Here is a 17194-nt window from a genome sequence, read left to right on the forward strand (position 1 = left end):
GCCCCCCTCGGCATTTCCGCGGCAGATACGAGAATCCCGCCTTGCGGCGGGATTCCGGTAGAACGCAAAGGCGGCGGCTCAGAGGCGCTCTTCGAACACTTTGACCTTGAAACGCTTGCGCAACGCGTCAACGTAGGCCTGCGTCGCGATGCCGCCGTTGAGCTGGGTCATTTGCTGGCGCATGCCCTCGCGCTCTTCGGCCGGCATCTGCGCGATATCACCCTCGGTCACCTTGTCGACGGTGAACACGGCGTAGGCGCCGTTGCCCAGCGCGACCTTGCCGGCGGTGATCTTGCCCTGCACGGGGCGCCCGGCAGCAAAGATCGCTTCGTTGGCTTCAGCGGTCGGCATGGGCATGCCACGACGCAGCCCCGGCAATGCGTTGTAGCGCAGGCCTTCGGCGGCGGCGATGGTCGCCAGCGACTCGCCCTTCTGCAGGCGTGCGACCAGGGCGTCCGCCGCGGCCTGGGCCGCCTTCTCGCGCCGGTCCGCGCGGATGGCCAGCACCACCGCATCGCGCGCCTTGTCCAACGGCAGCGCCTGTTCCGGCGTGTGCTGGGTCACGCGGATGACCACGCTGTGGTTGGGAGCGATCTCGATCGGATCGCTGATGGTGCCGTCCTGCACCAGCGTATCGGAGAAGGCGGCACGCAGCACCGCCGGTACGGTCGCGATGCCCTGTGGCTCGTTGCGCGAGAACGGACCGACCTTCTGCAGCGGCAGGCCGGTGGCCTGGGCGGCCGGCGCCAGCGCGGTCGGATTCTTCAGCGTTTCGTTGACCACGCGACCCGCAAGATCGTTGAACGCGCGCTCGCGCTCGGCATTGGCCTCTTCTGCCGCCAGTTCGTCGCGCACTTCCTCGAAACTGCGGCCGGTACCGCCGGTGACCTGCTTCAGCTGCAGGACGTGGTAGCCGAAATCGCTCTTCACCGGCCCACGGATCTCGCCCACCTGCATGGCAAAGGCGGCCTCCTCGAACGGCTTGACCATCGACCCGTCCTTCGCGAACGGCGGCAGCTCGCCGCCCTGCTCCTTGGAGCCCGGATCGTCGGAGTTGGCACGCGCCAGCGCGGCGAAGTCGGCGCCTTCACGCGCCTGCTTGGCCAGCGCCGCCGCCTTGTCCTCCGCCTTCTTCAGCGTGGCGGCATCGGCACCTGCATCGGCGGCGATCAGGATGTGGGCCACCACGCGCTGTTCCGGCGAAACGAAGCGCGACTTCTCGGCCTCGTAGCGCTTGCGCAGTGCGGCCTCGTCGGCCGTCGCGGCGACCGGCAACGTGGCGCCATTGATCTCCAGGTACTCCAGCGACACCTGCTCGGCCTGCTTGAAGTCGTCCTTGTGGCCGTCGTACCAGGCCTTGATCTGGGCATCGGTGACCGGCGCGGCGTCTTCGGCGACCGGCGGCAGCAGGGCGATGCCGATGTCGCGCGTCTCGCCCAGCACCTTCCACATGCGCGCCTGTTCGCCCTCGGTGACGAAGTCCGACTCACTGATGGCCTGTGGCACCAGCATCATGCGCAGGCGGTCGCGCTGCTGCTCCTGGAACTGCAGCGGCGAGATCGCCGGCACCTGCGAGGACAGCAGCATCTGGTACTGCTCGGGGCTGAACTTGCCGTTCACCTGGAAGGCCGGTTCGCTCATGATCATCTTCTGCACGGCCGCATCGCCCACGACGATGCCCGCCCGCTTCGCACCCAGTGCCAGCACCTTCTGGTCGATCAGCTGTTCCAGCACCTTGCGCTTGTTGTCGGCGCTCTCGAACTCGCGCGGATCGAACGCATCGCCCAGCGCCTGGCGCTGCTGCTGCCGCGCCTGCTCGAATGCCGTGCGGAACTCGTCCTGCGTGACTTCCTCGCGTTGCCACAGCGTGGACACCGGCCACCACTGCGGGGCGGACTCCCACCAGGTGGGCGGCGCCTCGACCAGGGCCACGTCGCTGGCTGTGCCGCCGGTCATGTATTCGTTCACGCCGACGAAGGCGAACGGAATGATCAGCAGACCCAGGATCAGGCTGGCGATCCAGCCGGAAGTTTTGTCGCGGAGTTTCTGCAGCATGTGAGCACGGGACCCGGATTCTTTCAGCCGCGCAGTTTAGCGTGCCGGGGCGGCGGCGTCTCGCGGGCCGGCGGGCACGGTCCATACGCGAGCGGACATGGAGCATCCCCGGCCTACGAACAGACGGACAGCAAAAAGCCCGCTTTCGCGGGCTTTTTGGGATCAAGTGGCGGAGTGGACGGGACTCGAACCCGCGACCTCCGGCGTGACAGGCCAGCATTCTAACCGACTGAACTACCACTCCGCGTTGAGACGAACATTGTAAGACGATTCGAGCGCTTTGCGCCAGCCCATCCGACAATTTTTTTATATTGCATCGCCCCGATGTGGTGGGTGCTGAGGGTTTCGAACCCCCGACCCTCTCCGTGTAAGGGAGACGCTCTACCGCTGAGCTAAGCACCCGGGTGCAAGCACCCTGCCATCGGCAGCGAGTCGATTAGTTTACGGCATCCTTCAGGGCTTTGCCAGCCTTGAATGCAGGGTTCTTGGACGCCTTGATCTTGATCGTGTCGCCGGTCTTCGGATTGCGGCCGGTACGTGCAGCGCGCTTGCGGACCTGGAAGGTGCCGAAGCCGACCAGCGTCACGCTGTCGCCCTTCTTCAGGGCCTTCGTGATGCTGGAGATGACGGCGTCGACGGCACGGCCGGCTTCGGCCTTGGACACTTCGGCTTCGTCGGCGACGGCATCGATCAATTCGGTTTTGTTCATTGAGTAACTCCCTTTGCGGTACACCCGCGGAATGAGTAGCCGGCACCTGGGGCAAGGGTTGCCTTGCGGTCCGACCGTTTGTCTCCGCGCGCAACAAGGCCTCACCCCGCGCGCGCAGGTGACTCGTTATACCAGTGCGAAAAATGCCACGCAACCCGAAAACCCAGCAATGACGCGGGTTTCCGGGCGATTGCAGGGTCGATCCATTCCTTCGTCAATGTTTTACGCCAAGCGGCTGCGTCACCTTGTCGCCCTCCTTTTCGGTGGTCGGCACGGCGCGCTGTCCACCGCCACCGCCATCGGCCGGCACCGGTGCCAAGGGGCGCTCGAGCGCCAGGTCCAGCACTTCGTCGATCCACTTCACCGGTACGATCTTCAGCCCTTCGGTGACGTTGGCGGGGATGTCGGCCAGATCCTTCTTGTTCTCGTCCGGAATGATCACGGTGGTGATGCCGCCGCGCAGCGCGGCCAGCAGCTTCTCCTTCAGGCCGCCGATGGCGGTGACGCGCCCCCGCAGCGTGATCTCGCCGGTCATGGCGACGTCGGCGCGGACCGGATTCTTCGTCAGCGCCGACACCAGCGCGGTGGCCATGGCGATGCCGGCGCTCGGGCCGTCCTTCGGCGTGGCACCGTCGGGCACGTGCAGGTGCACGTCGTGCTTCTGCAGGAATTCGGCGTCGACGCCCAGGCTGGTAGCGCGGGCGCGCACCACCGACAGGGCGGCCGAGCCGGACTCCTTCATCACGTCGCCCAACTGTCCGGTCAGCAGCATGCCGCCCTTGCCGGGCACCAGCGCCACCTCGATCTGCAGCAGGTCGCCGCCGACCTCGGTCCACGCCAGCCCGGTGACCAGGCCGACCTCGTTCTGCTCCTCGGCACGCCCGAAGTCGTAGCGGCGCACGCCGGCGTACTTCTCCAGGTTCTTGGAGGTGACCTGCATCGCGGCGGCCTTGGCGGCCCTCTTCCTGGCGAGCGCCTTTGCGCCGCCCAGTGCGATCTCCTTCACCACCTTGCGGCAGATCTTGGCGACTTCGCGTTCGAGGTTGCGCACGCCGGATTCGCGCGTGTAATAGCGGACCAGGTCGCGGATCGCGTTCTCGGCAATCTTGAGTTCGTCCGCCTTCAGGCCGTTGGCCTTCAGCTGCTTGGGCACCAGGTAGCGTTGCGCGATGTTGACCTTCTCGTCCTCGGTGTACCCGGGAATGCGGATGACCTCCATGCGGTCCAGCAGCGGACCCGGAATGTTCAACGAGTTCGAGGTGGCCACGAACATCACTTCGGACAGGTCCAGGTCCACTTCCAGGTAATGGTCGTTGAAGGCGCTGTTCTGCTCGGGGTCCAGCACTTCCAGCAATGCCGACGAGGGATCGCCGCGGAAGTCCATCGACATCTTGTCGATCTCGTCCAGCACGAACAGCGGGTTCTTGCTGCCGGTCTTGTTGAGGTTCTGCACGATGCGGCCCGGCATCGAACCCACATAGGTACGACGATGGCCGCGGATCTCCGCCTCGTCGCGCACACCGCCCAGCGACATGCGCACGAACTTGCGGTTGGTCGCCTTGGCGATGCTCTGCCCCAGCGAGGTCTTGCCCACGCCCGGCGGACCGACCAGGCACAGGATGGGACCGCGCAGCTTCTTCACCCGCGACTGCACCGCGAGGTACTCGAGGATGCGCTCCTTGACCTTGTCCAGCCCGTAATGGTCGGCATCCAGCGTGTCCTGGGCGACCTTGAGGTCCTTGCGCACCTTGGTGCGCTTGTTCCACGGCACGCCCAGCAGCCAGTCCAGGTAGTTGCGCACCACGGCCGCCTCGGCCGACATGGGCGACATCTGCTTGAGCTTGTTCAGTTCGTTGCGCGCCTTCGTCTCCACGGGCTTGGGCATGCCGGCGGCGGCGATCTTGCGCGCGAGCTCCTCCAGTTCGTTGGGCGCCTCGTCCAGCTCGCCCAGCTCCTTCTGGATGGCCTTCATCTGCTCGTTGAGATAGTACTCGCGCTGGCTCTTCTCCATCTGCGACTTCACGCGGCCGCGGATGCGCTTCTCCAGCTGCTGCACGTCGATCTCGCCGTCGACGAAGCCGACCAGCAGTTCCAGCCGTTCGCCGACCTCGATGGTCTCCAGCAGGCGCTGCTTGTCGCTCAGACGCACGCCGAGATGCGCGGCGATGGTGTCGGCCAGGCGGCTGGGTTCGTCGATGCCGGCCAGCGTCTGCAGCAGTTCCGGCGGCAGCTTGCGGTTGGTCTTCACGTACTGTTCGAACAGGCCCATCAGTGAGCGCGCCACCGCTTCGATTTCTCGTGGCTCACGGGCGTCGGTGGAATCGATCTCCTCGCCCTGTCCGTACAACGAACCGTCGCGTTCCACCACGTTGGACACGCCGATGCGTGCCGTGCCCTCCACCAGCACCTTGATGGTGCCATCGGGCAGTTTGAGCAGTTGCAGCACCTGCGCCAGCGTGCCGACCGTGTACAGATCGGCGGCGGCCGGGTCGTCGGTCTCGGCGGACTTCTGTGCCAGCAGGATGATGCGCTTGTCGGCTTCCATCGCCTGTTCGAGCGCACGCATGGATTTGTCCCGGCCGACGAACAGCGGGATGACCATGTGCGGGAACACCACCACGTCGCGTAGAGGCAGGACCGGCAGGTCGAGGATTTCAGTCTGGGAACGGCGGGGCATGGGGGGCTCCAGCAGAGTGCGGAATCAGGGGGCGTCGTGGCGCCGATGGGGCCGTTATGGGGCCATCGGCACGGGGATGCAATAGCGCGATGGAAACCGCAGCAAAACCAGGCTGTTGCACGCGCCCCGGAAAATGAACAGGCGCCACGAGGGCGCCTGTCGGAGAACCGCCTGCGGGGCCGGTCACTCGGCCGCCGCCACCTTCGGGGCCGGCGGGTTCTGGTAGATCAGGTACGGCTCGGACTTGTGCTCGATCACCGACTCGTCCACCACCACCTTGCTCACATTCTCCAGCGACGGCAGTTCGTACATGGTATCCAGCAGGACGGACTCGACGATGGTGCGCAGTCCGCGCGCGCCGGTCTTGCGCTTCAACGCCTTGCGGGCGATCGCCGACAGCGCATCCGGTCGGAACTCCAGCTCCACGCCTTCCATCTCGAACAGCTTCTTGAACTGCTTGGTGATGGCGTTCTTGGGCTCGGTGAGGATCTTCACCAGGGCCGCCTCGTCCAGTTCCTCCAGCGTGGCGACCACCGGCAGGCGGCCGACGAACTCGGGGATCAGGCCGAACTTGATCAGGTCTTCCGGCTCGACATCGGTCAGCAGCTTGCCGGTCTCGGTCTTGCGCTCGGCGCTCTTCACCTTGGCGCCGAAGCCGATGCCGCTGGCCTCGGTGCTGCGCTGCTGGATGATCTTGTCCAGGCCGGCGAACGCGCCACCGCAGATGAACAGGATGTTCTTGGTGTCCACCTGCAGGAATTCCTGCTGCGGATGCTTGCGCCCGCCCTGCGGGGGCACGCTGGCCACGGTGCCTTCGATCAGCTTCAGCAGGGCCTGCTGGACGCCTTCGCCGGACACGTCGCGGGTGATCGAGGGGTTCTCGCTCTTGCGCGAAATCTTGTCGATCTCGTCGATGTAGACGATGCCCTGCTGCGCCTTGTCGACGTCGTAGTCGCACTTCTGCAACAGCTTCTGGATGATGTTCTCCACGTCCTCGCCCACGTAACCGGCTTCGGTCAGCGTGGTGGCGTCGGCGATGGTGAACGGCACGTTGAGCAGGCGCGCCAGCGTCTCCGCCAGCAGCGTCTTGCCGGAGCCGGTGGGGCCGGCCAGCAGGATGTTGGACTTGGCCAGCTCGACCTCGTCGTTCTTGCTGCGGCTCTCGATACGCTTGTAGTGGTTGTAGACCGCGACCGCCAGCGTGCGCTTAGCGCGGTTCTGGCCGATCACGTACTGGTCCAGGACCTCGAGGATCTCGCGCGGCTTGGGCAGGTGGCTGCGGGCCGACTGGGCCTTCTCTTCCAGCTCTTCGCGGATGATGTCGTTGCACAGCTCGACGCATTCATCGCAGATGAACACGCTGGGGCCCGCAATGAGCTTGCGGACTTCGTGCTGGCTCTTGCCGCAGAACGAGCAGTACAGGATTTTGGTGCTGTCGCCGGTACGGCCCTGACGATCTTCGCTCATGCTGGTATTACTCGGTCGCTCAACCTGCCCTGGGGGCTTTCGGTCGGAGAATAGCACACGGCCCCGGCCTGTCAGCCGGGTCCGTGAACAGGGGGATTGGAGCCGGAAAGCCGGTCAATTCAGGCGATCAGGCCGGCTGGATCGACTCGTCCGGGCGCCGTTCGAGCACCTGGTCGACCAGGCCATACGCCTGCGAATCGGCCGCACTCTTGAAGTTGTCGCGCTCGGTATCGCGCTCGATGGTTTCCAGCGACTGCCCGGTGTGGTGGGACAGGATGGCGTTCAGCTTGGCGCGCAGCGTGAGGATCTCGCGGGCGTGGATGTCGATGTCCGTGGCCTGGCCCTGGAAGCCACCCAGCGGCTGATGGATCATCACGCGCGAATTCGGCAGGGCATAACGCTTGCCCTTGGCGCCCGCTGCCAGCAGCAGCGCGCCCATGCTGGCCGCCTGGCCGACGCAGATCGTGCTGACGTCCGGCTTGATGTACTGCATGGTGTCGTAGATGGCCATGCCCGCCGTCACCACGCCCCCGGGCGAGTTGATGTACAGGCTGATGTCCTTCTCAGGGTTCTCCGCCTCCAGGAACAGCATCTGCGCCACGATGACATTGGCCACGTGGTCGTCCACGCCGCCGACCAGGAAGATCACGCGTTCCTTCAGCAGGCGGGAATAGATGTCGTAGGCGCGCTCGCCGCGGCTGGTCTGCTCGACCACCATCGGCACCAGGTTGAGGGCTTTGGTTTCAATACTCATCGGTTCTCGCGCCTGTCGTTCGTGAAAAGGTCCGGCCTAGGATAGCCGGACCTTCTGCCCGGGCGGGCGCCCGGCTCAGTTGCGGATGGCTTCCTGGAAGGAAAGCGTCTGCTCGGTGTGCTGGGCGCGCTCGGCGATCCAGTCGATCACCTGCTCTTCCATCACGCGGCCCTGCAGACTGTTCATCAACTGGGGGTCGTTGCGGTACAACTCAATGACCTGCTCGGGCTCTTCGTAGGTCGAGGCGATCAGGCGCAGGGTCTCGTTCAGGCGCTTGGGGTCCAGGCGCAGCTGGTTGCGGCGGGCCACCTCGCCCACCAGCAGGCCCACCAGGACGCGCTTGCGGGCCGCGTCCATGAAGCCTTCGTGGGCGTTGTCGGGGATCTGCACCTGCTGGCCCTGACGGCGGGCCTGCTCGGCCGCCTGCTGGACCATCACGCGGGCCTCGTTCTCGACCAGGCGCGGCGGCATCTCGACATGGGCGTAGGCGGCGATCAGCTGCTCGCCCACTTCGCGGCGCAGGCGGGTCATCAGCGCACCCTTCAGTTCGCGCTCCAGGTTGCTGCGGATATCGGCGCGGAACTGCTCGGCATCGCCGCTCTTCACGCCGAAGCTGCGGATGAAGTCGCGGTCGACCTCGGGCACCACCGACTCGGCCACCTCGGTGACCTTCACGTGCACGTCGACCTGCCTGCCCGCCAGCTGCGGCACGCGCCAGTCGGCCGGGAACGTCACCGACACGGTCTTCTCGTCACCCTTGGCCAGGCCCACCAGGGCCTGCTCGATCTCGCCGAACATCACGCCCGAACCGATCAGGGTGGCCCCCTTCTCGATGCCCTCGGCCGGCATGCGCTCCTCGCCCGCCTGCGACCAGGTCTCCAGCGCCACGCGATCGCCCACCTGGGCGCCGCGCTCGACCACCTGGAAGGTGCGGCGCTGCATGCGCAGGTTGTCGACCATCTGGTCGATGTCCGCGTCGGTCACTTCCGCGGTGTGGCGGACCACATTGAGCTTGGCGACATCGATGTCGCCGAAGTCCGGCACCACTTCGAACGTGGCCACGAAATCCAGTTCGCCTTCACCCCGCTTCTCGATGCGCGGATTGCCGGCCAGCTGCAGGTCCTGCTCGCGCACGGCATTGTTGAAGGTCTCGCGCAGCAGGCCGTCCAGGGCCTCGGCGCGCACCTGGTCGCCATAGCGCTGCTCGATGACCTTGGCCGGCACCTTGCCGGGACGGAATCCCTTGATGCGCGCGGTGCGCGACAGTTCGCGCAGGCGGCCGCCGATGTGGGTGTCCAGGCGCTCAGCCGGCAGGCTGAAGCTCATGCGGCGCTCGAGGTTGCCGACCGATTCGACCGAAACTTGCATACTCACTGACTCCTGCGGCCACGGCATGGCCGGGGCACTGTTGATAATCCGGGACGTCCGGGACCAGGGCGCAGCGCCCCTCCCGACGGAACTTGCTAGTTTCGCCGATTCCGCGGCGGGCTGCCAGCAGGAAGGCATTGGGCGGTCCTCCCAGCCCGGGCACGGGCTGCCGACCTTGCCGCAGGGGAGGCCTCCACCGGACGCAACGCCCGCCCGAGAACGGCCGGGACCGCAACGCAGGAGCTCCCTACCCTTTGCGGACATCGAAACGGTCCATGAGCGGTCGAGCGCCGCTCAGGCTCGCCGCGTCCCACCCTCCCAAGGCGGCACGCATGGCCCGCGATCACCCGCCGGGCGTCGCCAATGCGCATCATGACCATGCCATCCGGCGTTCGCGGGGCGTGGTGCGAAAGGAGGGACTCGAACCCTCACGGGGGTTACCCGCTGGAACCTAAATCCAGTGCGTCTACCAATTCCGCCACTTTCGCAGGGCCCGGAGATTGTACCGCGCCTCGACCTGCCCTCGGACAGCGCGCCCTTGGAACGCGCCGCGGCGCGCCAGGACGCCTGAGTTCGATAGAAAAGAAAAACGCCCGGCGGGGGCCGGGCGTTTTCGGGATTGGTGGGCCGTCAAGGATTCGAACCGCGCCACCGTATACCCAAGCCACCATGACCCGCGAACGCACCGCAGCGCGCCAGGACGCCTGAGTTCCGAAAAAAAAGAAAAACGCCCGGCGGGGGCCGGGCGTTTTCGGGATTGGTGGGCCGTCAAGGATTCGAACCTTGGACCTATTGATTAAGAGTCAACTGCTCTACCAACTGAGCTAACGGCCCCGAAACATCAGACGCGTAGTGTAACCGCATCGCTTTTTGCTGTGAACCCCCGCGGCACGGAGATCCTGGATTCAGTGGGGTGGCTGAGGGGACTCGAACCCCCGACATCTGGAATCACAATCCAGTACTCTAACCAACTGAGCTACAGCCACCACTGAAACCTGCTTCCTCCCGGTTGCGCCGGAAGTGGCGCGCCCGACAGGACTCGAACCTGTAACCGCCGGCTTAGAAGGCCGGTGCTCTATCCGGTTGAGCTACGGGCGCCCGGACCGGATTGTCGCATCCCCGCCCTGCCGACACACACCCGGGCAGTACATCAGACTGGTCGGGGTAGAGGGATTCGAACCCCCGACCCTCTGCTCCCAAAGCAGATGCGCTACCAGACTGCGCTATACCCCGACGAGGGTCCCGGCGTGGCGTCTGGACGCCAACGAGGTCGCACATTGTCGGAACCTGCGGCCCGCCTGTCAAACGAAACGTGAGCGACCACCGCGTACGCTATGCTCATCCACTGGGGACAGACGTCCGGCAAACAGATGAGGGCACCATGATACGCAGCGGCAATCCGGCACTGAAGGAATCGACTTTCCTCGACCTGGGCAGCGGCACCGTCGTCTCGCGCGACGCCGGGGCGATGACGCTGAACGGCACCGTCAACAAGACCGGCATCCTGTTGCTGCTGTCGGTGCTGACGGCCGCGTTCGCCTGGACGCAATCGGTCGTCACCGGCCCGGACGGCACGGCCATGGTGGCACCGGGCGTCACGATCTACGCGTTGGGCGGCGCCATCGGCGGCTTCATCCTCGCCCTGGTCACGGTGTTCAAGAAGACCTGGTCGCCCGTCACCGCGCCGCTGTACGCACTGGTAGAAGGCTTCTTCCTGGGCGCGATCTCGGCCGTGTTCGAACTCAAGTACCCCGGCATCGTGTTCCAGGCCGTGGTGCTGACTTTCGGTACGCTGGGCGCCCTGCTGGCGGCCTACCGCAGCGGCCTGATCCGTGCCACCGAAAACTTCAAGCTGGGCGTGGTGGCGGCGACCGGTGGCATCGCCCTGGTCTACCTGGTGTCGATGGGCCTGCGCCTGTTCGGCAAGGACATCCCGCTGATCCACGAATCCGGCCTGGTCGGCATTGGCTTCAGCCTGTTCGTGGTGGTGATCGCGGCGCTGAACCTGGTGCTGGATTTCGACTTCATCGAGTCCGGCGTGGAAGCCGGTGCGCCGAAGTACATGGAATGGTACGGCGCGTTCGGCCTGATGGTCACGCTGGTGTGGCTGTACATCGAATTTCTGCGCCTGCTGGCCAAGCTGCAATCGCGCGACTGAGCGCGCGCGGGTTACTGAAACAGGACGGGGCGCCCATGGCGCCCCGTTCCATTTCGGCCATCGGCTGGCGCTAGTGTGGTGCGGCCGCGCGGCGGGGCCACAGCATGAATCCGATGGCGGACAGCGCCAGCAGCCAGCAGTAGTACACGCTGCCCGCCAGTGCCAGCGGCGACACTGCCGCCAGCGATGCCGCCAGCAGGATCTGCGCGCCGTACGGCAGTACGCCCTGCACCACGCACGCGAAGATGTCGAGCACGCTGGCTGCGCGCCGTGGGCTGATGCCGTGGCGCTGCGCGATGTCCTTCGCCAGGCTGCCGCTCACCAGGATGGCGACCGTATTGTTGGCGGTGAGCGCATCCGAACCCGCGGCCAGCGCCGCGATGCTGATCTCGCCCGCGCGCCGTCCGGTATGACCTCGCGCGAACTTCGCGATGACCTGCGCGAGCCATGCCAGGCCACCGGTCGCCTTGATCAGCGCCGCCAGGCCGCCGATGAGGATCGACAGCAGCGTGATCTCCACCATGCTCTCGAACCCCACGTAGATGTCGCCGGCGAACGAAACCACGTCGTACTCCTGCGCCAGCACGAAGCCGAACACGCCGGAAACGACCAGGCCGATCCCCAGCACCAGCACCACGTCCAGGCCAGCCAGCGCCAGGCCGAGCACCACCACGTAGGGCAGTACCAGCCAGGGCGAGGCGGCATTGGGCGCTTCCACTGGCGCGGCATCGCCCAGGGTGGCGAGCAGGATGACCGTGGCGATGGCCGCGGGCAGCGCGATCCGGAAGTTCTCGCGGAACTTGTCGCGCATCTCGGCGCCCTGGCTGCGGGTGGCCGCGATGGTGGTGTCGGAGATGATCGACAGGTTGTCGCCGAACATGGCGCCGCCCAGCACGGCGGACGTCACCAGCACGCGGTCCAGGCCGGCGGCATCGGCCACTCCCAGCGCGATCGGCACCACCGCCGCCAGCGTCCCCATGGACGTGCCGATGGACAGCGACACGAACGCAGCCACCAGGAACAGGCCCGGCAGGATCAGGCCAGCCGGCAATGCCCCCAGGCCCAATGCGACCACCGCATCGACGGCTCCGATGGCCTTGGACACCGTGGCGAACGCCCCCGCGAGCAGGAAGATCAGGCACATCAGCATGACGTTGCCGTCACCCATGCCCTGCAGCAGGGTCTGCTGGGCGGGAACGCTGCGCCTGCGCGCCAGCCAGATGCCCAGCGCCAGGGCCGGCAGGATCGCCACCGGCGCCCGCAGCTGGTAGAAGCCCATCGCCTCGCCCTGCGCCGTGTAGTACAGCCCCGCACCGAAGAACAGCGCCAGGAACAGCAGCAGCGGAGTCAGCGCAAGCGCACTGGGACGGACGGACATGGCAGGGCCTTCTGCGTGGGGCCGCGGATTGTGCGTGCCCCCAGCCTAGCGTCAAAGCCCATGGATGGGACACACGCCAACAAAAACGGGACGCTGAGCGTCCCGTTCGTGCATGCCGCCTTGCAGGCCTGCCTTTATACGCGGCTGGCGATCGCCTTGGCGAACGACATCGTGGTGCCCTCGCCGCCCAGGTCCGGGGTCAGCGAGTCCTTGGCTTCCAGCGTGGCGATGATGGCCGCGCGCAGGCGCTCGGCCTTCTCCGGCTGGCCCAGGTGATCCAGCATCTGGGCCGCGCCCAGCAGCAGCGCGCAGGGGTTGGCGATGCCCTTGCCCGCGATGTCGGGCGCCGAACCGTGCACGGCTTCGAAGATCGCCGCATCGGTGCCGATGTTGGCGCCCGGCGCCAGGCCCAGGCCGCCGACCAGGCCCGCGCACAGGTCCGAGATGATGTCGCCGAACAGGTTGGTGGTGACGATGATGTCGAACTGCTCCGGACGCATCACCAGCTGCATGCAGGTGTTGTCCACGATCATCTCGTTGCACTGGATGTCGGGATACTGCGCGGCCACTTCGCGCGCCACCTTCAGGAACAGGCCGGACGTGCTCTTCAGGATGTTGGCCTTGTGCACTACGGTGACCTTCTTGCGGCCGGTCTTGCGGGCCAGGTCGAAGGCGTAGCGGACGATGCGCTCGGAGCCCTTGCGGGTGATCTTCTGCGTCAGCAGCGCGGTTTCGCCGTCTTCCGAGATCGATTGGCCTTCACCGATGTACGCGCCCTCGGTGTTCTCGCGCACGGTGATCAGGTCCACGCCCGTCGGGAAGCGCGACTTGGTGTTCGGGAACGACTTGGCCGGACGCACGTTGGCGTACAGGTCGAAGTGGCGGCGCAGGGCCACGTTGATCGAACTGAAGCCCTCGCCCACCGGCGTGGTCAGCGGGCTCTTCAGGGCCACACCGTTCCTGCGGATGGAATCCAGCGTGGCCTGGGGCAGCAGGTCGCCGTGCTTTTCCAGCGCGACGAGGCCGGCATCGGCGTCTTCATAGGTCAGGCCGACCTTGAGGGCGTCGAGCACGTGCAGGGTGGCGTCCATGATCTCCGGGCCAATACCGTCGCCGCGGATGACCGTAATCGTCTGGGTCATTGAATGGGGTTTCCGAACAGGGGCGCGCGCGGGCCTGGGCCGGAGCGGGCGCGAAGGGGAAGGTCTGTATCCGCCATTATGCCCGAGCGCCCCTCGCGGCCCCAAATCGACGATGGTCGCAGGACCGGCACAGGGGCCGGTCGGTGCGGCTCAGCCGTGGTCGTGGGCCGCGGGCGCGGTGGCGTCGCCACCCTCCAGTTGGTCGAGGAAATCCACCGCCCGGCGCAGGTGCGGAATGACGATGGACCCGCCCACCACAAGCCCGACGGAGAATGTCTCGAAGAATTCCTCGCGGGTCACGCCGGCTTCCTTGCACTGGGCGATGTGGTAACTGATGCAGTCGTCGCACCGCAGCACCATCGACGCGACCAGGCCCAGCAGCTCCTTGGTCTTCACGTCCAGCGCGCCTGCCTGGTAGGTCTGCGTATCCAGCGCGAAGAACCGGCGCACGACCTGGTTGGGCTCGTCCAGGATGCGCTTGTTCATGCGCTGGCGGAACTCGGTGAACGCCTTCACGCGGTCCTGGCTGTCGTCGCCGGCGCTCATGCGGTCTCTCCCGCCAGCAGCGCATCGAGCTTGCCCGCACGATGCAGCGCGATCATGTCGTCGTAGCCGCCCACGTGGACCTCGCCCACGAAGATCTGCGGCACGCTGGTGCGCTTGGCACGGGCGATCATCTTCTCGCGTTCGGCCGGATCCAGGTCGATGCGCACCTCGGTCCAGTCCCGGCCCTTGCTCTTCAGGAAGTTCTTCGCGGCCACGCAGTAAGGACAGATCGCCGTGCTGTAGAGGATGACTTCCGGCGCGGTGGCGCCTTGCGGGGTGTCGCTCAAGGGAGTTCTCCGGAACGAAAGGAACGTAAGGGGGGTCGCAACCGATATCGGGCCGACCGGGCCGGCTTCCAGCCGGCGATGTGGAACAGTGCGGACCGGTACTGGCCCGGTTAACCACGTATTCACTCGCCCGGCTCAGCGACCGGTCATCCTGATGACGGCGTCATTATCCGCCACGGAGCCTCCATTTGCGCCCATTGCTGCTCGCCACCGCCCTGACCCTGGCCCTTGCCGCCCCGCTGGCCGCGTCGCAGGACAGCCGGCTGCCCGACATCGGCTCGTCCGCCGGAGAACTGCTCACGCCGGCCCGCCAGGCCCAGTACGGCGGCATGATGCTGCGAGAGCTGCGCAACTACGGCTATCTGCTGGAAGACCCGCTGGTCACCGACTGGCTGCAGACCGTGGGCAACCGCCTGGGCGCCGACAGCGACAATCCGCAGCAGGCCTACACCTTCTTCATGATGCGCGACCGGCAGATCAACGCCTTCGCCACGCTGGGCGGCTACATCGGCATGAATGCCGGCCTGGTACTGACCGCGGACCGCGAGGATGAAGTGGCCGCCGTCCTGTCGCACGAAATCGCGCATGTCACGCAGCAACACGTGCTGCGCGGCGTGGAGCGGGCGCAGCGCGACCAGATCCCGATCCTGCTGGGCATGCTGGGCGCCATCGTGCTGGCGCAGGCGGCCGGCGGCAGTTCCAGCGGCGACGCCTCGCAGGCCGCCATCGCGTCGGCGATGGGACTGATGCAGCAACGGCAGATCGACTACACCCGGTCCAACGAGTCCGAGGCCGACCGCGTGGGCATCCGTACCCTTTCCCGCGCCGGTTACGACATCGACGCCATGGCCGGCTTCTTCGCCAAGCTGCAGCAGGCCACCCGGGTCGCGCGCGGCAGCGGGCGCGAAGCCGTTCCGGATTACCTGCAGACCCATCCGGTGACCACCACCCGCATCAGCGAGGCCCGCCAGCGCGCGGACCAGTTGCGGGGCACACAGGTCACCGCCGTCACCAGTGTGCCGGGCGGCGAACGCATCGAACGCTTCGACCGCACCGGCGTCACCCTGCCGGAGACGCGCAGCGACAACCCGCTGCTGCCCGTCCCGGTGACCCTACCCGCGCAGGTGTTCCAGCGGGGCGAGACAGGACAGTTCGACTGGGCGCGCGAACGCCTGCGTGCGCTCAGCGCCAGCACGCCTTCGGCCGCGGTGCGTGAATACGAGACCCTGCGGCGCCAGGCCGGCAGGCCGTTGACCGGAGCCCAGCGCTATGGCGTGGCGGTCGCCCACCTGCAGGGCGGCGACACGCGGACGGCGCTGGCAGAACTGCGGAGCCTGGCCGAAGAGGTGCCCGACAACCTGTGGGTAGCCCTGGCGCTGGGCGAGGCCGAATCGCGCACGGGCGACCCGGAAGGGGCCAACCGCCGCTTCGACGCGCTGATGCAGCGTCATCCCGAGAACCGGGCCGTCAGCCTGACCTACGCCCGCGTCCTCAACGAGCAGGGCGGCCGACAGGCCGGCCAACGGGCGCAGGCCGTCCTGCGCCCGCTGATGGGACGTGCAGGCGATGACCCCGTGTTCCAGCAGCAGTTCGCCCGTGCCAACGAACTGGCCGGCGACGTCGCCCGCGCCGGCGAGGCTTACGCCGAGGCCGCCTACCTGAACGGCAGGCCCGAGCAGGCCCTGATCCAGCTGCAGAACCTGAAGAAGCGGGACGATCTGGATTTCTACGCGCGTGCCCGGATCGACGCCCGCATCGCCGCCATCACACCGGAGGTGCTGGAGCTCCGGCGCCAGGGCATCCGCGACCCCGACGTGGAACGCCGCTGAGCACGTGCCCGGCCTGCGTGTGACAGCCCGGCGGCATGTCATGTAAACGTCATAAAATTGTCGTCTACTGACACGGTCCCCCTCGCCTCCGGATCCCGCGTGCAGAAGCACATCCTGATCGTCGACGACGAGCCCGCCATCCGCGACATGGTGGCGTTCGCCCTGCGCAAGGGCGAATACGAACCGATCCACGCCGGCGACGCCCGCGAAGCCCAGAACGCCATCGCCGACCGCGTGCCGGACCTGATCCTGCTGGACTGGATGCTGCCCGGCACCAGCGGCCTGGAACTGGCCCGGCGCTGGCGCAAGGACGCGATGACCCGCGACGTGCCGATCATCATGCTGACCGCCCGCGGCGAGGAGAACGACCGCGTCGGCGGGCTGGAGGCCGGCGTGGACGACTACGTGGTCAAGCCCTTCTCGGCCCGCGAACTGCTGGCCCGCATCCGCGCCGTGATGCGCCGCTCGCGCGACGACGACGAGGACGGCAGCGTGGCGGTGGGCAGCCTGCGCATCGACGGCGCCGCGCACCGCGTGTTCGCCGGCGACACGCCCGTGCCGATCGGTCCCACCGAATACCGCCTGCTGCATTTCTTCATGACGCACCCCGAGCGCGTCTACTCGCGCACCCAGTTGCTGGACCACGTATGGGGCGGCAGCGTGTACGTGGAGGAGCGCACCGTGGACGTGCACATCCGCCGGCTGCGCAAGACGCTGGAGCCGCACGGGCTGGAGAACATGGTGCAGACGGTGCGCGGCTCGGGCTACCGCTTCTCGGCTTCGATGTGAGGATGCCGGCAGGCCCGGACATCCGATGTGACCGT

General features: G+C 66.8%; 13 protein-coding genes and 7 tRNA genes. 3 read left to right on the plus strand and 17 right to left on the minus strand.

What is annotated here, in order from left to right:
* Window positions 1-78 precede the first annotated feature (78 nt).
* From V8246_RS01185 to V8246_RS01245, 13 genes are all read right to left on the minus strand, one after another.
* Complete coding sequence (locus V8246_RS01185; RefSeq protein WP_336187562.1) at window positions 79-2055, minus strand: SurA N-terminal domain-containing protein; 1977 nt, start codon at window positions 2053-2055, stop codon at window positions 79-81.
* Between the two features lie 167 nt (window positions 2056-2222).
* Window positions 2223-2299: transfer RNA gene (locus V8246_RS01190), tRNA-Asp, on the minus strand.
* 83 nt (window positions 2300-2382) lie between these two features.
* Window positions 2383-2457 (minus strand) — tRNA-Val (locus V8246_RS01195).
* Window positions 2458-2491: 34 nt separating this feature from the next.
* On the minus strand, window positions 2492-2788 hold the full coding sequence (locus V8246_RS01200) for an HU family DNA-binding protein (RefSeq protein WP_284449436.1): 297 nt from the start codon (window positions 2786-2788) through the stop codon (window positions 2492-2494).
* 190 nt (window positions 2789-2978) lie between these two features.
* Window positions 2979-5441, minus strand: coding sequence for an endopeptidase La (lon, locus tag V8246_RS01205; protein ID WP_336187563.1), 2463 nt, complete (start codon window positions 5439-5441; stop codon window positions 2979-2981).
* 183 nt (window positions 5442-5624) lie between these two features.
* Window positions 5625-6908: an ATP-dependent Clp protease ATP-binding subunit ClpX gene (gene clpX, locus V8246_RS01210; RefSeq protein WP_162111268.1), complete on the minus strand. Its 1284-nt coding sequence runs from the start codon at window positions 6906-6908 to the stop codon at window positions 5625-5627.
* Between the two features lie 127 nt (window positions 6909-7035).
* The gene (gene clpP, locus V8246_RS01215) at window positions 7036-7662 is read right to left on the minus strand and encodes an ATP-dependent Clp endopeptidase proteolytic subunit ClpP (RefSeq protein ID WP_162111267.1); all 627 of its coding nucleotides are present in this window, start codon (window positions 7660-7662) and stop codon (window positions 7036-7038) included.
* A gap of 75 nt (window positions 7663-7737) precedes the next feature.
* A complete protein-coding gene (gene tig, locus V8246_RS01220; protein WP_336187564.1) occupies window positions 7738-9030 on the minus strand; it encodes a trigger factor in 1293 nt (430 codons plus the stop codon).
* Between the two features lie 402 nt (window positions 9031-9432).
* Window positions 9433-9518: transfer RNA gene (locus tag V8246_RS01225), tRNA-Leu, on the minus strand.
* Between the two features lie 270 nt (window positions 9519-9788).
* Window positions 9789-9864 (minus strand) — tRNA-Lys (locus tag V8246_RS01230).
* 75 nt (window positions 9865-9939) lie between these two features.
* Window positions 9940-10016, minus strand: a tRNA-His gene (locus V8246_RS01235).
* Between the two features lie 35 nt (window positions 10017-10051).
* Window positions 10052-10128: transfer RNA gene (locus V8246_RS01240), tRNA-Arg, on the minus strand.
* 58 nt (window positions 10129-10186) lie between these two features.
* Window positions 10187-10263, minus strand: a tRNA-Pro gene (locus tag V8246_RS01245).
* A 148-nt stretch (window positions 10264-10411) separates the two neighbouring features.
* Here V8246_RS01245 and V8246_RS01250 point away from each other — a divergent pair.
* Entirely contained in the window at window positions 10412-11188 is a 777-nt protein-coding gene (locus V8246_RS01250; protein ID WP_336187565.1) for a Bax inhibitor-1/YccA family protein, read from the plus strand.
* A 70-nt stretch (window positions 11189-11258) separates the two neighbouring features.
* Here the strand turns inward: V8246_RS01250 and V8246_RS01255 are convergent, their stop codons facing one another.
* The 4 genes from V8246_RS01255 to grxC all read right to left on the minus strand — a co-directional run bounded on the left by V8246_RS01255 (window position 11259) and on the right by grxC (window position 14541).
* Entirely contained in the window at window positions 11259-12566 is a 1308-nt protein-coding gene (locus V8246_RS01255; RefSeq protein WP_336187566.1) for a Na+/H+ antiporter NhaC family protein, read from the minus strand.
* A 134-nt stretch (window positions 12567-12700) separates the two neighbouring features.
* Complete coding sequence (locus V8246_RS01260; protein WP_185895705.1) at window positions 12701-13708, minus strand: isocitrate dehydrogenase; 1008 nt, start codon at window positions 13706-13708, stop codon at window positions 12701-12703.
* A 150-nt stretch (window positions 13709-13858) separates the two neighbouring features.
* Window positions 13859-14254, minus strand: a complete 396-nt coding sequence (locus tag V8246_RS01265) for a carboxymuconolactone decarboxylase family protein (protein WP_336187567.1) — start codon at window positions 14252-14254, stop codon at window positions 13859-13861.
* Window positions 14251-14541: a glutaredoxin 3 gene (grxC, locus tag V8246_RS01270; protein ID WP_187572165.1), complete on the minus strand. Its 291-nt coding sequence runs from the start codon at window positions 14539-14541 to the stop codon at window positions 14251-14253. The genes V8246_RS01265 and grxC overlap by 4 nt, the downstream gene beginning before the upstream one ends.
* A 188-nt stretch (window positions 14542-14729) precedes the next feature.
* On the opposite strand from grxC, the gene V8246_RS01275 reads away from it, so the two are divergent.
* A complete protein-coding gene (locus tag V8246_RS01275) occupies window positions 14730-16370 on the plus strand; it encodes a M48 family metalloprotease (protein ID WP_336187569.1) in 1641 nt (546 codons plus the stop codon).
* Between the two features lie 99 nt (window positions 16371-16469).
* Entirely contained in the window at window positions 16470-17159 is a 690-nt protein-coding gene (gene phoB / locus V8246_RS01280; protein ID WP_245087089.1) for a phosphate regulon transcriptional regulator PhoB, read from the plus strand.
* Window positions 17160-17194 lie beyond the last annotated feature (35 nt).

This window comes from Pseudoxanthomonas sp. F11 (assembly GCF_037046485.1).
Classification (GTDB): domain Bacteria; phylum Pseudomonadota; class Gammaproteobacteria; order Xanthomonadales; family Xanthomonadaceae; genus Pseudoxanthomonas_A.